We start from the raw sequence: 15,858 nt of genomic DNA, 5'->3' as shown, positions 1-15,858 counted from the left end.
GTAGACTCCGGTCAGCCCGCCCTCCGGCCGAAGGACCGCCCCGGTGAACCAGACGTACGCGCTGACCGCGGTCGCCGTCGTCGTCCTGGTGACGCTGCTGCTGGGCGCCCTGGGCCTGCGGATCTCACGGACCACTTCCGACTTCTACGTGGCCTCGCGCACGGTGGGGCCGCGGCTGAACGCGGCGGCCATCAGCGGGGAGTACCTCTCCGCGGCGTCCTTCCTCGGGGTGGCCGGGCTGGTGCTGCTGCAGGGCCCGGGGATGCTCTGGTACCCGGTGGGGTACACCGCCGGGTACGTGGTGCTGCTGGTGCTGGTGGCGGCCCCGCTGCGGCGCTCGGGCGCGTACACGCTGCCCGACTTCGCGGAGGGGCGGCTGGAGTCCCGGGCGGTGCGGCGGATCGCGGTGCTGTTCGTGGTCGGGGTGGGCTGGCTGTACCTGCTGCCGCAGTTGCAGGGGGCCGGGCTGACCCTGGAGGTCCTGACCGGTGCTCCGCACTGGGTCGGGGGCCTGGTCGTCGCCTGTGTGGTGAGTGTCGCGGTGGCCGCCGGGGGGATGCGCAGCATCACCTTCGTGCAGGCCTTCCAGTACTGGCTCAAGCTGACGGCGTTGCTGGTCCCGGCGTTCTTCCTGATCGGCGCGTGGGCCGGGGACGGTGCGCCGCGGGCGTCCTTCGACGCCCCGGCGGTCTTCCGGGAGCGGACGTCGGTGACGCTCGCGCAGGACGTGCGGCTGTCGGTGAAGGAGCCGCTCGCGGTGACGGTGACCGGGCAGGTCGACGGGCGCGGTCTGGTGTCGGTACCGCTGGTGCTGTCGCCCGGCGAGCATTCCGTACGGGCCCACGCGCGGCTGGAGTTCGCCCCGGACACGCCGGTGCCCGATGCCCGGGAGGCGCCGGGGGCGGGGGTGGGCACGTGGTCGGAGCCGCCGTCCGGGGAGCTGCGGGAGTACCGGCTGTACGCCACGTACGGGCTGATCCTGGCGACGTTCCTCGGGACGATGGGGCTGCCGCACGTCGCGGTGCGGTTCTACACGAGCCCCAACGGGCGGGCGGCGCGGCGGACGACGCTGGTGGTGCTGGGGCTGGTCGGGGTCTTCTACCTGCTGCCGCCGGTGTACGGGGCGCTGGGCCGGATCTACGCCCCCGAGCTGGCGTTGACGGGTGACGCGGACGCGGCGGTGCTGGTGCTGCCCGAGCGGATGCTGGGCGGGCTGCTGGGCGAGTTGCTGGGGGCGCTGCTGGCCGGGGGTGCCTTCGCGGCGTTCCTGTCTACGGCGTCGGGACTGACCATGGCGGTGGCCGGGGTGCTGCACCAGGACGTGCTGCCGAAGTGCGGGGCGCGCAGTTTCCGCTTCGCGGCGCTGGTGGCGATCCTGGTGCCGCTGGGCGGGAGCGTGGCGGTCGCGGAGGTGCCGGTGGCGGATGCGGTGGGGCTGGCGTTCGCCGTGTCGGCGTCGTCGTTCTGCCCGCTGCTGGTGCTGGGCATCTGGTGGCGCGGGCTGACCCCGCCGGGGGCGGTGGCCGGGCTGGTCACCGGTGGCGGGGCGGCGTTGGGTGCGGTGGTGGCGACGCGGGCGGGGCTGGCTCCGGCGGGCTGGACGCACACGATGCTGGCCTGGCCGGCGGTGTGGTCGGTGCCGCTCGGGTTCCTGACGATGGTGGTGGTGTCGCTGGCCACGCGGGCCCGGATCCCGGCGGGGACGGCGGCGACGCTGGCCCGGCTGCACCTGCCCGAGGCGGTGGCCGGGGAGCGGGCGGGGGGCCGGTGGTGACCGGGGCGGGGCAGGCGCTGTGCGTCGTCCTGGGGGTGGTGGTCGCGGCCGTGATGCTGGGCGTCGGCTGGGCGGCGGGCCGCTGGCACGCGCGCCGCGGGGAACGCCTTGCTGGCCTGGACCTGGGGACCCCGGTGGAGCGGGCGACGTTCCACACGCTGCACACGGCGTCGCTGGCGGCTCCTCCGCTGCGGGCCGGCCTGACCGAGGACGCGGCCCGCAAGGCCGCCCGGCGGCTGCGGTCGCTGCTGGGGACGGAGGCGTTGTGCCTGACGGACCGGGAGGCGGTGCTGGCGTGGGACGGGCCGGGCGCCGACCATCATCAGCGGCGGGCGATGGCCCGGGTGGCGGTGATGCTGGAGTCGGGGCGCAGCCAGAGCGTGCGGACCGGGTGCCAGCGGCCGGAGTGTCCGCTGAAGTGGGCGGTGTTCGCGCCGCTGACCGGTGAGGACGGTGTGCTGGGCGCGCTGGTGGCGTACGGGTCGCGGGAGTCGGCGGTGCTGGTGCGGGCGGCGACGGAGGTGGCGCGGTGGGTGTCGGTGCAGCTGGAGCTGTCCGAGCTGGACCGTTCGCGCACGCGGCTGATGGAGGCGGAGATCAAGGCGCTGCGGGCGCAGATCTCCCCGCACTTCATCTTCAACTCGCTGGCGGCGATCGCCTCGTTCGTGCGGACGGATCCGGAGCGGGCGCGGGAACTGCTGCTGGAGTTCGCGGACTTCACGCGGTACTCCTTCCGGCGGCACGGGGATTTCACGACGCTCGCCGAGGAGTTGCGTTCGATCCAGCAGTATCTGGCGCTGGCGGGGGCCCGGTTCGGCGACCGGTTGAACGTGACGTTGCAGGTGGCGCCGGAGGTGCTGCCGGTGACGCTGCCGTTCCTGTGTCTGCAGCCGCTGGTGGAGAACGCGGTCAAGCACGGGCTGGAGGACTCCACGAAGGAGTGCCGGATCACGATCACCGCGCAGGACGCCGGGCCCGACGCGGTGATCACCGTCGAGGACAACGGGGTCGGGATGGATCCGGCCCTGCTGCGCCGGATCCTGGCCGGGGAGCGGGCGGGTTCCTCGTCGGGGGTCGGGCTGCCCAACGTCGACGAGCGGATCCGGCAGGTGTACGGGGACGCGTACGGCCCGGTGATGGAGACGGGGATCGGGGCGGGCATGAAGGTGACGGTGCGGATCCCCAAATACCGTGCGGGTGTGCACAGTTCGCCGTCGGGGCCGGTGCCGCCCCCGAGGTCGTGAGACGCCCGTGGCCCCCGGGCCGTCCGTGGTGGACGGCCCGGGGGCCACGGGGTCGTGCGTGTGGAGGGACTAGGGGGTGTCCGGCGGATCAAGGCCGGGCCCGGCCCGCCCGGCGTGTCCGACCTTGACCCGCCGGACACCCCCTAGCTCCAGCTGGCGTGCAGCGGCTTGCCCTCGGCGTAGCCGGCGGCGGACTGGATGCCGACCACGGCCTTCTCCTCGAACTCCGCGAGGGAGCCGGCACCGGCGTAGGTGCAGGAGGAGCGGACGCCCGCGATGATCGAGTCGATCAGGTCCTCGACGCCGGGGCGGGCCGGGTCCAGGAACATGCGCGAGGTGGAGATGCCCTCCTCGAACAGGCCCTTGCGGGCACGGTCGTAGGCCGACTCCTCGCTGGTGCGGTTCTGCACCGCTCGGGCGGAGGCCATGCCGAACGACTCCTTGTAGAGGCGGCCCTCGGCGGACTGCTGGAGGTCGCCCGGGGACTCGTACGTTCCGGCGAACCAGGAGCCGATCATGACGTTGGAGGCGCCGGCGGCCAGCGCCATCGCGACGTCGCGCGGGTGGCGGACGCCGCCGTCGGCCCAGACGTGCTTGCCGTACTTCTTGGCCTCGGCCGCGCACTCCAGGACCGCGGAGAACTGCGGGCGGCCGACGCCGGTCATCATGCGGGTGGTGCACATGGCGCCGGGGCCCACGCCGACCTTGATGATGTCCGCGCCGGCGTCGATGAGGTCCTTGACGCCCTCGGCGGCGACGATGTTGCCGGCCACGATCGGGACCTGCGGGTCCAGGGCGCGGACGGCCTTGATCGCGTTGATCATCGACTCCTGGTGGCCGTGCGCCGTGTCGATGACGAGCGTGTCCACGCCCGCGTCGAGGAGCTGCTTGGCCTTGGCCACGAAGTCGCCGTTGATGCCGACGGCGGCCGCGATGCGCAGCTTGCCGTTCGCGTCGGTGGCCGGGGTGTAGAGGGTCGCGCGCAGGGCGCCCTTGCGGGTGAGGATGCCGACGAGCTTGCCGTCGCCGTCGACGGCGGGGGCCAGCTTGCGGTGGCCCGCGTCGAGCTTGTTGAAGGCCTCGCGCGGGTCGATGTCCGCGTCGATGAGCAGCAGCTCCTTCGACATGACCTCGGAGAGCTGGGTGAAGCGGTCGACGCCGCTCAGGTCGTGCTCGGTGACGACGCCGACCGGGCGGCCCTCGGCGTCGACGACGACACCGGCGCCGTGGGCGCGCTTGGGCAGCAGGGACAGTGCGTCGGCGACGGTCTGGGTGGGCGCCAGCGTGATCGGGGTGTCGAGCACGAGGTGGCGGGTCTTCACCCAGGAGATGACGTCGGTGACGACCTCGATGGGAATGTCCTGCGGGATGACCACGATGCCGCCGCGGCGGGCGACGGTCTCGGCCATCCGGCGGCCGGCGATCGCGGTCATGTTCGCCACGACCAGGGGAATGGTGGTGCCGGTGCCGTCGGGCGAGGAGAGGTCTACGCCCTGGCGGGAACCGACCGCGGAGCGGCTCGGCACCATGAACACATCGTCGTACGTGAGGTCGTACGGCGGCTTCAGGTCATTGAGGAAACGCACGTGCTGAACATCCCAGTCAATCGGAGGTGCCTCGACAGGGTGCAGCCGAGGAAACGCACGTACTTCATTCTCCCACGACCTGGCGTTCATGCCGCCCGGGCCGAACGTCCAAGGCGGCCGGGGCCGGGTGGTGGTTTCCTACGGGACCTTGGTCCCGCGGGAGCCCGGCGGGCCGCTCCCGCACGGGCAGGATGCACCGGGCGGGGTCACAGGGGAAGGGTCCGAACCGGTTCTGGCGGGTCCGGGACGAGCAGCTCAAGGGGTTCCGGCGACGTCGCCTTCTCCCCGGCCGCCGAGTTCCACCGGGTCGTGGAGCACGTCAGGGGCGGGGCGGGCCGAGGGCTTCCGCGCGGGGTGGTGCGGGCGCCGGTCTTCGGTGGATGGGGGCGGCGCCGCCGGTGAGCGGGAGCGCGGAGCCGCCGTGCCGGAAGGCCGTGAACTCGGCGGCGATGGCCAGGGCGGTCTCCTCGGGGGTGGCGCCGCCGAGGTCGAGGCCTATGGGTGAGCGCAGCCGGGCCAGCGCGGCGTCCGTCACGCCCTCTTCGCGCAGCCGCCTCTCGCGTTCGGCGTGGGTGCGGCGTGAGCCCATGGCGCCGACGTAGCCGAGCGGCAGCCGCAGGGCGAGTTCCAGCAGCGGTACGTCGAACTTCGCGTCGTGGGTGAGGACGCAGACGGCGGTACGGGAGTCCAGCCGGCCCGCCTCCCACTGCGCGGCCAGGTGCCGGTGCGGCCAGTCGACGACGACCTCGTCGGCGTCGGGGAAGCGCGCCGGGGTCGCGAAGACGGGCCGGGCGTCGCACACCGTGACCCGGTGGCCCAGGAAGGCGCCGATCCGGGCCAGGGCGGCCGCGAAGTCGATCGCGCCGTAGACGATCAGGCGGGGCGGTTCGGCGGCGGACTCGACGAGCAGGGTCAGGGGCTCCCCGCACAGCCCGCCGGCGGTACCGAGCTCGGTGGTGCCGGTGCGCCCGGCGAGCAGCAGGGCGCGGGCCCGGCCGGCGGCGGCCCGGTCGAGGGCGGGGCCGCCGGCGAGGCCGCCCTCGTAGGAGCCGTCGGCGCGGACGGCGAGGGCGCGGCCGAGCTGGCGGGGCGGGCCGGACACCACGCGGGCGAGGGCGGCCCGGGTGCCGTCGGCGGCGGCGGCGAGGACCGAGCCGAGGACGGGGCGCACCGGGTCGCGGCCGCGGACCGGGGTGACCAGGACGTCGAGGACTCCGCCGCAGGTCAGGCCGACGGCGAAGGCGTCGTCGTCGCTGTAGCCGAAGCGGTGCAGGCCGCCCTCGCCGGAGGCGAGCGCGTCGAGGCACAGCTCGTGGACGGCGGACTCCACGCAGCCCCCGGATATGGACCCGAGGGCGGTGCCCCGGTCGTCGACGGCGAGCGAGGCACCGGGGCCCCGGGGGGCGCTGCCGCTGACGGCGACCACGGTGGCCAGGGCGAACTCCCGGCGCGCGGCGCACCACGCGCGTAGCTCTTCTGCGATGTCGAGCATCAGCGGATGTAGGCGCGGCGAGGGGTCTGACCGGGCACGAGCGGGTGCGGCGGCAGCACGGCCGGGGTGGCCGGTCGGGCTGCGGCGGGGCGGGGTGCGATGCCGGCCGGCCGGGTGAGGGCGGCCGGGCGCGCGGGGAGGTGGTCGTGGGCGTGGGGGCGCGCACCGAGCAGTTTCGCGGCGTGGGCGACGCTCGCCAGGGTGGCGTGGTGGTGCCAGCCGCGGAAGGAGCGCCCTTCGAAGTCGCGGATGCCGACCGGTTCGCAGGTCTCGGCGAAGTCCAGGGAGACCCGGTCGGTGAGTTTGGCGAGCAGGAAGAGCTGGGCGAGTGGCCGGTCGCCGATGTTGGTGATCCAGAACTCGGAGGGCAGCAGCGCCGCTTCGGTCCAGGCTCCGACCAGCAGCAGCGGGGTGGGCGGGGCCGGGGCGGGCCGGTCCTCGCCGGGGGTGGCGAAGATGGGGGCGGAGGTCAGCAGGGTGACCGCTCCTTCGGCCCGGCCGTGCCGGGTCCATTCGACGACGCGGCGCTGGGAGCGCAGGGAGTCGATGAGTTCGCGTGCGGGGGCGGTGTGCGGGCCGGGCTTGTGGCGGCCCGCACCGCCGAAGGAGACGGGCAGGGAGCCGTCGACCTTGAAGACGAAGGGGATGTCCTGGAGGGCGAAGGAGTCGATGCTCTGCTGCAGGTCGCCGTTGGCGACCTCCATCACCACGGGCCGGCGCTGGAGTTGCCAGGTGGCGGCCATCCGCTGGACGGCGTGTACGGCGTCCTGGGCGGGGGTGAGGGAGCGGGCGGTGTCCGGGATGCCGGCCCGTCGGCGGCGCATGAGTTCGCTGGTCCAGGGTCCGGGCAGGGTGAGGGTCCACTCGACGGGGAAGCTGGCCTCGCTGGAGGCGAGCCAGATCCCGCTGGCCTGCTGACAGTTGGCGGTGCGTCCGAGCTGGGGGACGAACTGCCGGCCGACGCCGACCGAGCGGTCACCGGCCTTCTCTATGACCATGGGCTGGAGCACCCAGGCGAGGGGGCGCTGTGCGGTGCGTTCGAGGTGCTGGGCGAGGGAGCGCCGTACGGGCGTCCAGTCCCAGGGGGACTTGCTGATGAACTGCTGCAGGCTCTGCTCGACGGAACTCGCTCCGGTTCCGGCGATGTTACGGATTGTTTTCTTCCCGTTGGTCCGCACGAGGCCGTTCAGATAAACGCGGGCCCAGTTTCGCTGGTCCCGCCGGGGTAAGGACTCAAAGAGAAGTGAGATCATGACATCGATCAATTCGGAGACTTCCTTGACGGAATCCTCCGGCATGACTGCGCGAGCCATCTGGGCCTCCCCCGCGACCAGCTAGATCCAATACCCTACGTGACCGCGGAGAACGGCTGTAGGCCCCTGCGGCTACTTCCTGAGGTCGCTGGCAGATTCGAGCCGCTCTTCCTCTACCACGAGGGGGATGGGGATCTGGTTCGCCGCATAGTAGATCGCGATCAGGAAGTGTGCGACAAGCGTGAGCGGTGCGGAGAAGAAGGCCAGGAGCACCGTGCACGGGTAGGCGATGGCACCGAGGCCGAAACGCACCCTGGTGGCCCGTGCGCCGTCCTTGTCCACCTGCTCGTGGAAGAGGTGCCCGACTCGGGTGACGTACCACCAGAACAGCAGGAACGCCAAGGCGTAGGCCACGGTGACGAGGCTGTAGAGGACGGCCGCCGGGTTGGCGGAGCCGCCGCCCTCGGTGAGGTGTTCGGCGAGCACGTTGGTCGTGTACGGAATCACCGAGACCACCATCAGCACCATCAGGTTCAGGAACAACAGCGGACGGTCGACCCGCTTGAGGTGACTGAAGATGGTGTGGTGGTTCACCCACATCACGCCGATGATGAGGAAGCTCACCACATAGGCGGCGTAGTGCGGCCATTGTTCACGGACTCCGTGCCAGAAGGCCGAGCCGGTTTCTTCCGGAACCTTTAGTTCCAGGACGAGGATCGTAATGATGATGGCGAATACGCCGTCACTGAATGCCTCGACCCGCCCGGTTTCATTTTCCATGACCTCCCCTTTACCTTTTCCTGCGTGCGCGCCGTGGGCCGCGCATACGGGGAGGACGCGTTCACCCGCCCTCCCCGCACACGCTACCCAGATTTCCGGTCTCAGCTGCCGAATCCGGCGGTCTGGCGCCAGATTCGGCCATCGCGGACCACGAGTGTCCCGAACGCGTGCTCCGGTTCACCGTTCAGGTTCATGATCGCCCGGTAGAAGATGGTGTCCTCGGTCTCGATGTACTCCTGCAGTTCCACCAGGGTGGGCTTGACGGCGAGGTAGCCGGTGAAGGTCTCGCGGACGGCCTCGATGCCCACCGAGGCGCCCTCGAAGCGCAACAGCACGGCGTCGTCGGTGTAGTTCTTCATCACCGCCTCGATGTCCAGGGCGGCCAGGGCTTCCATCTGGCGGACGAACACCGGGTGCAGCGTGGAGATGTCGTACGTGGCCATGTCGACTCCGTTTCAGCTGGGAGAGGTGCCCGGGACGGATGCGGCCCCCGGGGCGGTATCGGGTGTGTGCGCAGGTGGGGCGCAGGACTGGGCGCTGCCGGCGAAGGGCAGCCGGACGACCATGCGGGTCTCGCCGGGCCGCGAGCGGGCCGTGAGCGACCCGTGGTGGCGCTGGGTCACGATGCGGTAGCTGAGGTGCAGCCCGAGGCCCGTGCCCTTGCCCACGTCCTTGGTCGTGTAGAAGGGTTCGAAGATCCGCGGCAGGACGTCCGCGGGGATGCCGCGCCCGGTGTCGGTGACCTCCACGACCATGCAGACGCCCTCGGACCGGGCGCTCAGCGTCAGCACGCCGGCGCCTTCCATGGCCTCGACGGCGTTGTCGACCAGGTTGGTCCACACCTGGTTCAACTCGCTCGGATAGCCCGTCAGTTCGGGAAGGTCCGGTTCGTACGCACGCACGATGCTGATGCCGTCGAGCTTGGCACGCAGCACGACCAGCGTGTTCTCCAGTCCCTCGGTCACGGGGAAGCGCTGTTCGGGCGCCCGGTCGAGATTGGCGTAATCCCGGGTGGCGGAGACGAGTTGGGAGATCCTGGGACCGGCGGCGCGCAGCTCCGCCGCGAGCGAGCGGACCTCCAGCAGCGCCGCCAGGTGGTCCAGCGCGCGGGCGAGGGACTCCTTGCCGATGCCGTCCGTCCCCCGCAGCAGCCAGTCCAGTTCCAGGCCGAGGTCGGAGACGCCCGAGCCGAGCAGACCGGGCCGTTCGGCGCCGGCGCCCTCGGCCCAGTCGGCGATCTCCTCCTCGGCGTCGGCCTGGGCCAACGGGTCGGTGGTGACCGGCGGGGGCAGCACGTCCAGCTCCGCGGTGAGCCGGTCGAGGACCGAGCGCTCGGCGGGGGCGGCGGCCGCGCCCCAGTCCTGGGCGGTCCGGGTGAGCCGGTCCAGGGCGGGGGCCAGCTCCTGCGCGGCCCGGGCGACGGCCGCGGCCGGATTGTTCAGCTCGTGCGCGAGCCCCGCGGCGAGCGTGCCGAGCGCCTCCACGGTGGCCCGTTTGCGGGCCTGTACCTCGGAGGACTTGATGCGCCAGGCCAGTACGGGGATCAGGACGGCCGCCACCCCGTGGCAGCGCGTGAGCATCTCGAAGAAGACCGGCTTCGGATACGCCACCACCGTGGTCGACGGTCCGCTCGCGGCGGCCGTCGCCACGTACGCGCCGTCCGTCAGCAGGGGCAGTTCGCCGGTGAACCGGTGGGCGGCCGACGGCTTGCCGTCGTGCTCCTCGGCGGCGGCGTTCTCCTCCTCGGTGGAGTGCCGGGTGAGGACCTCCTCCCGGCCGTCGACGACCTTGGTGACGACGAGCCCCCCGGAGAGCAGGACGTGGAAGCCGGTGGCCTCCTCGCCGTCCCGGAAGAGGACCTCGCCGTCGGCGAGGACCTGCGGCCGGGAGACCGAGACCAGCCAGTCCAGCTGGTCCTCGGTGATCCCCGCGAAGACCTCCAGCCCGCGCAGGGCGGAGCGCAGCTCCGCCGCGGTCATGCCCGGTGCCGTCGTGCCGGGTGCGGTCGTGTCCGGTGCGGTCGTGTCCGGTGCGGTCATGCGCTGCTCCCCTCGGCCTTGGTACGGGCGGCCAGGCGCAGGGTGGCCACCAGGGCCACCGCGCACACCGCGGCGACGGCGGCCATGAAGCCGACCGAGGTGCGGTGCAGCCCGTGGATGTTGGTCAGCATCCCGGCGAGTACGGCCGGCACGCTCATCGCCAGGTAGGCGAAGACGTAGACGGCGGCGGTCAGTTCACCCCGGTGGGCCGGTTCGGCGAGCCCGCTCAGCGCCCGGAAGGCGCCGAGGAAGGCGGCTCCCCAGCCGCTGCCGAGGACGGCCGTGGCCACCAGGAACACGGTGGCGGATCCGAGGCCCAGCGCGAGCAGCACCAGCGCCAGTCCGGTGAGCAGGCCGAGCAGGCCGAGCACGGCGGTGCGCAGCGCCCCGGTGCGGCCCAGCATGAGCTGGGCGACGGTGGCGGCGCCGGCGAGCAGCGCGACCGTGGCCCCGCCGACGAGGTAGTTCGTGGACCGCAGCAGGGAAAGGGCCAGGTGCGGCCCGAGCGAGAGGTAGAAGCCGCCCACGGACCAGACGGCCACGATGGTCAGGACGAGGACGGCGAAGCGGCCCCGGGCACCCTCCGGGACGTGGATGCGGTGCGGGACCACGCGCAGCCGGCCGCCGGCGCCGGGAGCGCTCTCTCGCATGCGGACGACGCCCACCAGAGTGACGGCGAAGGCCCCGATGAGCAGCAGATAGCTGAGGACGGTCGGTGCGGGGGCGTACTGGACGAGCAGGCCCGCCCCGATCCCGCCGAGCCCGATGCCGACGGTCGGGCCGGCGCTGTTGACCTGGGCGCCGAGCGCGGGCCGGGCGGCGGGGCTGAGTTCGAGCAGGGCCGCGCCCATCGCGCCGGTGGCGAGGCCGACGGCGAGTCCTTGCACGGCGCGGGCGGCGAGGAGCAGGCCGAGGCCCTGGGCTCCGGCGAAGAGGGCCATCGAGACGATCGCCAGGACCAGTCCGACGCCCAGGACCGGGCGCCGGCCCAGGGTGTCGGAGAGGGATCCGAAGAGCAGCAGCCCGACCAGCACGGTGACGGCGTACAGGGCGAAGACCACCGTGATCGTGCCGGAGGACAGGCCCCACTTCTGCTGGTAGAGCACGTAGAGGGCGGAGGGCACGGAGGAGGAGAGCATCAGCAGCACGAGGACGGCACCCACCACCCAGAAGCCGGAGCCTCTGGGCGCGGCGGCCGCGCGGGCGGCCGGGTGCACGGTCGTCCCCGTGGTCGTTTTGAACGGTTCGGCCACTGCTTCACTCAACTCCCCCGTGATGAGCCCCGATCGGGCCCCGTGATCGGACGGTCAGGCGAGGGCCCGTGCGGCCCTCTGCAGTGCTCGGGCGGTGAGGACCCCTGCGAGGTGGCCGAGGTACTCGGCCGAGGTGCCGCGCCCGGGGACGAACAGCTCCCGGGGTTCGGCGCGGAAGGCGGCGAGTACGGCCTCCGTGGCGTACGGGCCGCCGCGCAGCCGGTCCTCGACGCCGCGCAGGCGCAAGGGCCGGGGGGTGGCCGCGGTGACGGCGATGCGCGGCCCGTCGGGGGTGATCCGTACGGCGGTCGCGCAGACCGGGTAGCGGGTGGCGCGGTCGGCGGACTTCTCGAAGGCGGCGGCCGGGCCGGCGGCCGGGACCAGCAGGGCGGTGAGGAGTTCGCCGCCGGGAGCGCTCCCGGCGGCGAACTCCTCGGCCGGGAGGGTGGTGCGGCCGCCGGGTCCGGCCAGTTCGACGAGGGCGTCGGCGGCGATGGCGGCGACGGGCAGGTCGGTGGGCCGTCCGGCTGCGGCCAGGTTGCCGCCGACGGTGCCGAGGTTGCGGACCTGCGGGTCGCCGTTGGAGCGGGCGGCGGCGGCCAGTTCCGGTGCTTCGGCGAGCACGAGGGGGTCGGCGGCGAGGTCGGCGAGGGTGGTGAGGGCCCCGATGCGCAGGAGCCGTCCGTCGGGGGTGCGGGTGGTGCCGCGCAGCTCGGCGAGCCGGCGGATGTCGACGAGCAGCCGGGCGCTGTCGGCTCCGGTGCGCAGGTCGGGCAGCAGGCTCTGGCCGCCGGCCAGCACGCGGGCGCCGCGGGTCCCCGCCAGCAGGGCCAGCGCCTCGTCGAGGCAGGTGGGGCGGGCGTAGTCGAACTCGGTGAGGATCACTGGGATTCCCCTCTCAGGCGGCGCCAGACCTTCTCGGGGGTGAGCGGCATGTCGATGTGCCGGACGCCGAGGTCGGAGAGGGCGTCGACGACGGCGTTGACGACGGCGGCGGCGGGCGGGACGGTGGCGATCTCGCCCGCTCCCTTGGCCCCGAGCGGGTTGTGCGGGCTGGGCGTGACGGTCTTGTCGAGGGCGAAGAACGGCACGTCGGCGGCGCGCGGCAGGGCGTAGTGGCCGAGGTCGGCGCTGATGAGCCGGCCGTTGTCGTCGTATTCGGCGGCTTCCAGGAGGGCCTGGCCGAGGCCGTGCACGATGCTGCCCTCGATCTGCCCCTGGACGATCTTCGGGTTGCCGATGTTCCCGGCGTCGTCGACGGCGGTGTAGGCGACCACCTCGGTCTCGCCGGTCAGTTCGTCGATCTCGACGACGGCGACGTGCGTGCCGAAGGGGTAGTTGAAGTCCGGCGGGTCGAAGTGGGTGGTCTCGTCCAGGGCGGGTTCGATCTCGGGGGGCAGTCCCCAGCCGTACCACATGGCCATGGCCAGTTCGGCGAGGGTCTTGGCGTTCTCCGGGTTGCCGTCCTCGTGGATGCCGCCGTTCTCGTAGACCACCTTCTCCTCGGGGACGCCGAGGAAGACGGCGCCGGCCCGGACGAGTTTGGCCTTGAGCTTGCGGGCGGTGAGGGCCACGGCGGGGGCCGCCATGCTGTAGGAGCGGGAGCCGTAGGTGCCCTGGCCGTAGGGGGCCTTCTGCGTGTCGCCCTCGTGGACCTGGACGGTCTCGGGGTCGACGCCGAGTTCGTCGGCGGCGACCTGCGCGAAGACCGTTCCGTGGCTCTGGCCGGTGGAGGCGGAGCCGACGGTGACGGTGACCTCGCCGGTGGGGTGGACGCGGATGTTGGCGCTCTCCCAGGTGCCGCCGAGCATGCCCTCCTGCGACATCCGGGTGGAGGGGCCGACGCCGCAGATCGCGACGTAGGTGGCGATGCCGACGCCGAGGCGCTTGCCGCGGGTGCGGGCCTCGGCCTTGCGGGCGGGCATGTCGGCGTAGCCGGCCAGCTCGACGGCCTTGTCGAAGTTCAGCCGGTAGTCCCCGGAGTCGTAGGTCCAGCCGAGCCCGTTGTCGTAGGGGAACTTCTCCTTCGGCACCAGGTTCTTGCGCCGTACCGCCGCCGGGTCCATGCCGATCTCGGAGGCGTACCGGTCGACGAGCCGCTCCATGAGGAAGGCGGCCTCGGCGCGTCCGCTGCCGCGCTGGGCGCCGAGGGGAACGGTGTTGGTGAAGGCGGCGTAGACCTCGCAGAAGGCGGCGTCGATGTCGTACATGCCGCTGATGGAGCGGCCCATGAGGGCGGTGGCGACGCCGGGGCCGATCGTCGAGGGGTAGGCGCCGAGGTTGGCGTAGCTGGTGCAGCGCACGGCGGTGATGCGGCCGTCGCGGGTGCCGGCGAGGGTGACGTGCTGGCGGTGGTCGCGGCCCTGGACGGTGGAGTTCATCAGCCCGGCGCGGGTGTCCACCCATTTCACGGGTCGGCCGAGCGCTTTGGAGAGCAGCAGGACCAGGGGCATGTCGGGGTACAGGTAGCCCTTGGTGCCGAAGCTGCCGCCGACGGTCGGGGCGATCACCCGGAGCTTGTTGAAGGGGATGCCGAGGACGAGGGCGGCGAGCAGGAAGCGGTGGTTGTGCGGGCCCTGCGTCGAGGCGTAGAGGGTGTACTCGCCGGTGGCCGGGTCGTAGTCGCCGACAGCTCCGCGCGGCTCGATGGGGCTGTTGATGGTGCGCTGGTTGACCAGGTCGAGCTCGACGGTGACCTCGGCCGCGGCGATGGCCGCGTCGGTGCGGTCCTTGTCGCCGCAGGTCCAGTACGCGTTGAGGTTGCCCGGGACGGCTTCGTGGAGCTGGGGCGCGCCGTCGGCGAGGGCTGCGTCGGCGCGGGTGACGACGGGCAGCGGCTCGTACTCGACGTGGACGGCGGCCAGTGCCGCGGCGGCCTGCCGGGGGGTTTCGGCGACGACCACGGCGATGGGGTCGCCGACGTGGCGGACGGTGTCGCCGGTCAGGACCGGGCGGGCGCCGGGAAGTCCGTAGGGGTGCGGCGGGAAGTGGCTCTCGACCCCGCCGGGGATCCAGATGCAGGGCAGCGGCATGACGTCTGCGAAGTCGGCTGCGGTGGCCACCTTCAGTACGCCGGGCAGTTGCTCGGCCGCCTTGGTCTCGATGGACAGGATCCGCGCGTGGGCGACCGGGCTGCCCAGGATGGCCATGTGCGCGGTGCCCGGCAGGTCGATGTCCGCCACGTACGTGGCCTCGCCGCGCAGGAGCTGCGGGTCCTCGCGGCTGTCCAGCGGCTTCCCGAGCACACCGCCCCGGTCGGCCGGGGCCTCCCCCGTCACTGTGGTCATGTCCCTCACACCTCCGGTGCGGCTGCGGTGGATGCGGCGGAGCCGGCGGGCACCTCGTCACGGGCGGCGGCGCAGGCCCGCTGAACCCCCCGTACGACGCTGTGGTATCCGGTGCAGCGGCACAGGTTGCCGGTGAGCCACTCGCGGATCTCTGGTTCGGTGGGGGCCGGGCCGTCGGCGGTGGCGTCGACGAGCTCGCCGAGGGCCATCACCATGCCGGGGGTGCAGAAGCCGCACTGGGTGCCGTGCTCCTGGCGCAGGGCCTCCTGGAGGCCGGACAGCTCCCCGCCCCGGGTGGTGACGCCCTCGATGGTGGCGACCTCGGCGCCGGCGGCGGAGGCGGTGAGGACCAGGCAGCTCTTGACGGACCGGCCGTCGAGGCGGACCACGCAGGTGCCGCACTGGCCGGTGTCGCAGCCGACCTTGGTGCCGGTCAGGCCGAGGCCGTCGCGGAGCCGTTCGACGAGCAGTTCGTTCGGCTGCGCCGAGAACTGCTCGGGTCTTCCGTTCACGTTCAGTGTGATATCCATGCCAGCGCCTGCGCTTCCGTGAGCGGCCGGTTGAAGAGGGGCCCGCCGGGTTGCTGGAGAATTCCCCCGGAGTGCAGCGGGCCGGTGTCGACGGGGGCGAATCCGAGATCCGTGATGATTCCCGCGACGATTTCCTTCGCTTTCACGTCGTCACCGGCGGTGAAATGCGCCAGGCGCTCTCCGGGTGCGGTTCCGGCGACGGCGAGGGTTTCGTAATGCATGGTGTTCAGGGATTTCACGACCTGGGCGTCGGGGTACCACTCGGCGACGAGGTCGCTGGAGCCGCGTCCGCCGAGGTCGGCGGGCGCGCCGGGGCCGCCGAACGCGTTCGTCGCGTCCACCAGCACCTTGTCCTGCACGGCGTGCGGCGGGAGCAGTCCGCGGACGCGTTCGAAGGGCACCATCAGCACCACGAGTTCGGCCTGGGCGGCGGCCTCGGCGGGGTGCGCCGCCGAGGCCGCCGGTCCCAGCTCGGCCACGAGCGGGCCGAGGGCCTGCGGGCCCCGGGCGCCCGCGAGGACCACGGGGTGGCCCGCCGCCACGAGGATCCTCGCGAGGACCGTGCCGATACGCCCGGTGCCGATGATGCCTGTACGCATTGCCGCTCCTCGGAAAGGGGG

General features: G+C 72.8%; 13 protein-coding genes. 2 read left to right on the top strand and 11 right to left on the bottom strand.

The features are described 5' to 3' along the window. The first annotated feature begins 43 nt into the window (after positions 1-43). A complete protein-coding gene (locus tag AC2RP6_RS31475) occupies positions 44-1,774 on the top strand; it encodes a sodium/solute symporter (protein ID WP_486449235.1) in 1,731 nt (576 codons plus the stop codon). Beyond that, complete coding sequence (locus tag AC2RP6_RS31470; protein WP_486449234.1) at positions 1,771-3,018, top strand: histidine kinase; 1,248 nt, start codon at positions 1,771-1,773, stop codon at positions 3,016-3,018. The genes AC2RP6_RS31475 and AC2RP6_RS31470 overlap by 4 nt, the downstream gene beginning before the upstream one ends. Positions 3,019-3,161: 143 nt before the next feature. On the opposite strand, the gene AC2RP6_RS31465 is transcribed toward AC2RP6_RS31470, so the two are convergent. The 11 genes from AC2RP6_RS31465 to AC2RP6_RS31415 all read right to left on the bottom strand — a co-directional run bounded on the left by AC2RP6_RS31465 (position 3,162) and on the right by AC2RP6_RS31415 (position 15,837). Further along, positions 3,162-4,625 (bottom strand): GuaB1 family IMP dehydrogenase-related protein, encoded by a 1,464-nt coding sequence (locus AC2RP6_RS31465; RefSeq protein ID WP_486450519.1) that lies wholly within the window; start codon positions 4,623-4,625, stop codon positions 3,162-3,164. A gap of 298 nt (positions 4,626-4,923) precedes the next feature. Beyond that, on the bottom strand, positions 4,924-6,096 hold the full coding sequence (locus AC2RP6_RS31460; protein WP_486449233.1) for an XdhC family protein: 1,173 nt from the start codon (positions 6,094-6,096) through the stop codon (positions 4,924-4,926). Continuing rightward, entirely contained in the window at positions 6,096-7,409 is a 1,314-nt protein-coding gene (locus tag AC2RP6_RS31455; RefSeq protein ID WP_486449232.1) for an IS701 family transposase, read from the bottom strand. Before AC2RP6_RS31455 ends, AC2RP6_RS31460 begins: the two co-directional genes overlap by 1 nt. A 72-nt stretch (positions 7,410-7,481) precedes the next feature. Continuing rightward, positions 7,482-8,129 carry a TMEM175 family protein gene (locus tag AC2RP6_RS31450; RefSeq protein WP_486449231.1) on the bottom strand — a complete coding sequence of 216 codons (648 nt, stop codon included), beginning with the start codon at positions 8,127-8,129 and terminating at the stop codon, positions 7,482-7,484. A 101-nt stretch (positions 8,130-8,230) separates the two neighbouring features. Continuing rightward, on the bottom strand, positions 8,231-8,572 hold the full coding sequence (locus AC2RP6_RS31445; RefSeq protein WP_486449230.1) for a nuclear transport factor 2 family protein: 342 nt from the start codon (positions 8,570-8,572) through the stop codon (positions 8,231-8,233). A 12-nt stretch (positions 8,573-8,584) separates the two neighbouring features. Further along, complete coding sequence (locus AC2RP6_RS31440; RefSeq protein WP_486449229.1) at positions 8,585-10,168, bottom strand: ATP-binding protein; 1,584 nt, start codon at positions 10,166-10,168, stop codon at positions 8,585-8,587. Next, entirely contained in the window at positions 10,165-11,433 is a 1,269-nt protein-coding gene (locus tag AC2RP6_RS31435) for an MFS transporter (RefSeq protein WP_486449228.1), read from the bottom strand. Before AC2RP6_RS31435 ends, AC2RP6_RS31440 begins: the two co-directional genes overlap by 4 nt. 42 nt (positions 11,434-11,475) lie before the next feature. Next, positions 11,476-12,306 (bottom strand): FAD binding domain-containing protein, encoded by an 831-nt coding sequence (locus AC2RP6_RS31430; RefSeq protein WP_486449227.1) that lies wholly within the window; start codon positions 12,304-12,306, stop codon positions 11,476-11,478. Next, positions 12,303-14,708, bottom strand: a complete 2,406-nt coding sequence (locus AC2RP6_RS31425) for a xanthine dehydrogenase family protein molybdopterin-binding subunit (RefSeq protein WP_486449226.1) — start codon at positions 14,706-14,708, stop codon at positions 12,303-12,305. Before AC2RP6_RS31425 ends, AC2RP6_RS31430 begins: the two co-directional genes overlap by 4 nt. A gap of 5 nt (positions 14,709-14,713) precedes the next feature. After that, positions 14,714-15,226 carry a (2Fe-2S)-binding protein gene (locus AC2RP6_RS31420; protein ID WP_436319145.1) on the bottom strand — a complete coding sequence of 171 codons (513 nt, stop codon included), beginning with the start codon at positions 15,224-15,226 and terminating at the stop codon, positions 14,714-14,716. Then, positions 15,223-15,837 carry an NADPH-dependent F420 reductase gene (locus tag AC2RP6_RS31415; protein WP_486449225.1) on the bottom strand — a complete coding sequence of 205 codons (615 nt, stop codon included), beginning with the start codon at positions 15,835-15,837 and terminating at the stop codon, positions 15,223-15,225. The genes AC2RP6_RS31420 and AC2RP6_RS31415 overlap by 4 nt, the downstream gene beginning before the upstream one ends. Positions 15,838-15,858: the final 21 nt, after the last annotated feature.

It is taken from the genome of Streptomyces sp. WAC03905, assembly GCF_057371075.1.
Note: the sequence above shows the minus strand (reverse complement) of the source record. Positions and strands in the feature narration are given on the sequence as shown.

What these genes read in the sequence shown, in the direction of transcription:
- AC2RP6_RS31460 (WP_486449233.1), bottom strand. Translation starts at nt 6,096, where the DNA reads ATGCTCGACATCGCAGAAGAGCTACGCGCGTGGTGCGCCGCGCGCCGG.
- AC2RP6_RS31455 (WP_486449232.1), bottom strand. Translation starts at nt 7,409, where the DNA reads ATGGCTCGCGCAGTCATGCCGGAGGATTCCGTCAAGGAAGTCTCCGAA.
- AC2RP6_RS31450 (WP_486449231.1), bottom strand. Translation starts at nt 8,129, where the DNA reads ATGGAAAATGAAACCGGGCGGGTCGAGGCATTCAGTGACGGCGTATTC.
- AC2RP6_RS31445 (WP_486449230.1), bottom strand. Translation starts at nt 8,572, where the DNA reads ATGGCCACGTACGACATCTCCACGCTGCACCCGGTGTTCGTCCGCCAG.
- AC2RP6_RS31440 (WP_486449229.1), bottom strand. Translation starts at nt 10,168, where the DNA reads ATGACCGCACCGGACACGACCGCACCGGACACGACCGCACCCGGCACG.
- AC2RP6_RS31425 (WP_486449226.1), bottom strand. Translation starts at nt 14,708, where the DNA reads ATGACCACAGTGACGGGGGAGGCCCCGGCCGACCGGGGCGGTGTGCTC.
- AC2RP6_RS31415 (WP_486449225.1), bottom strand. Translation starts at nt 15,837, where the DNA reads ATGCGTACAGGCATCATCGGCACCGGGCGTATCGGCACGGTCCTCGCG.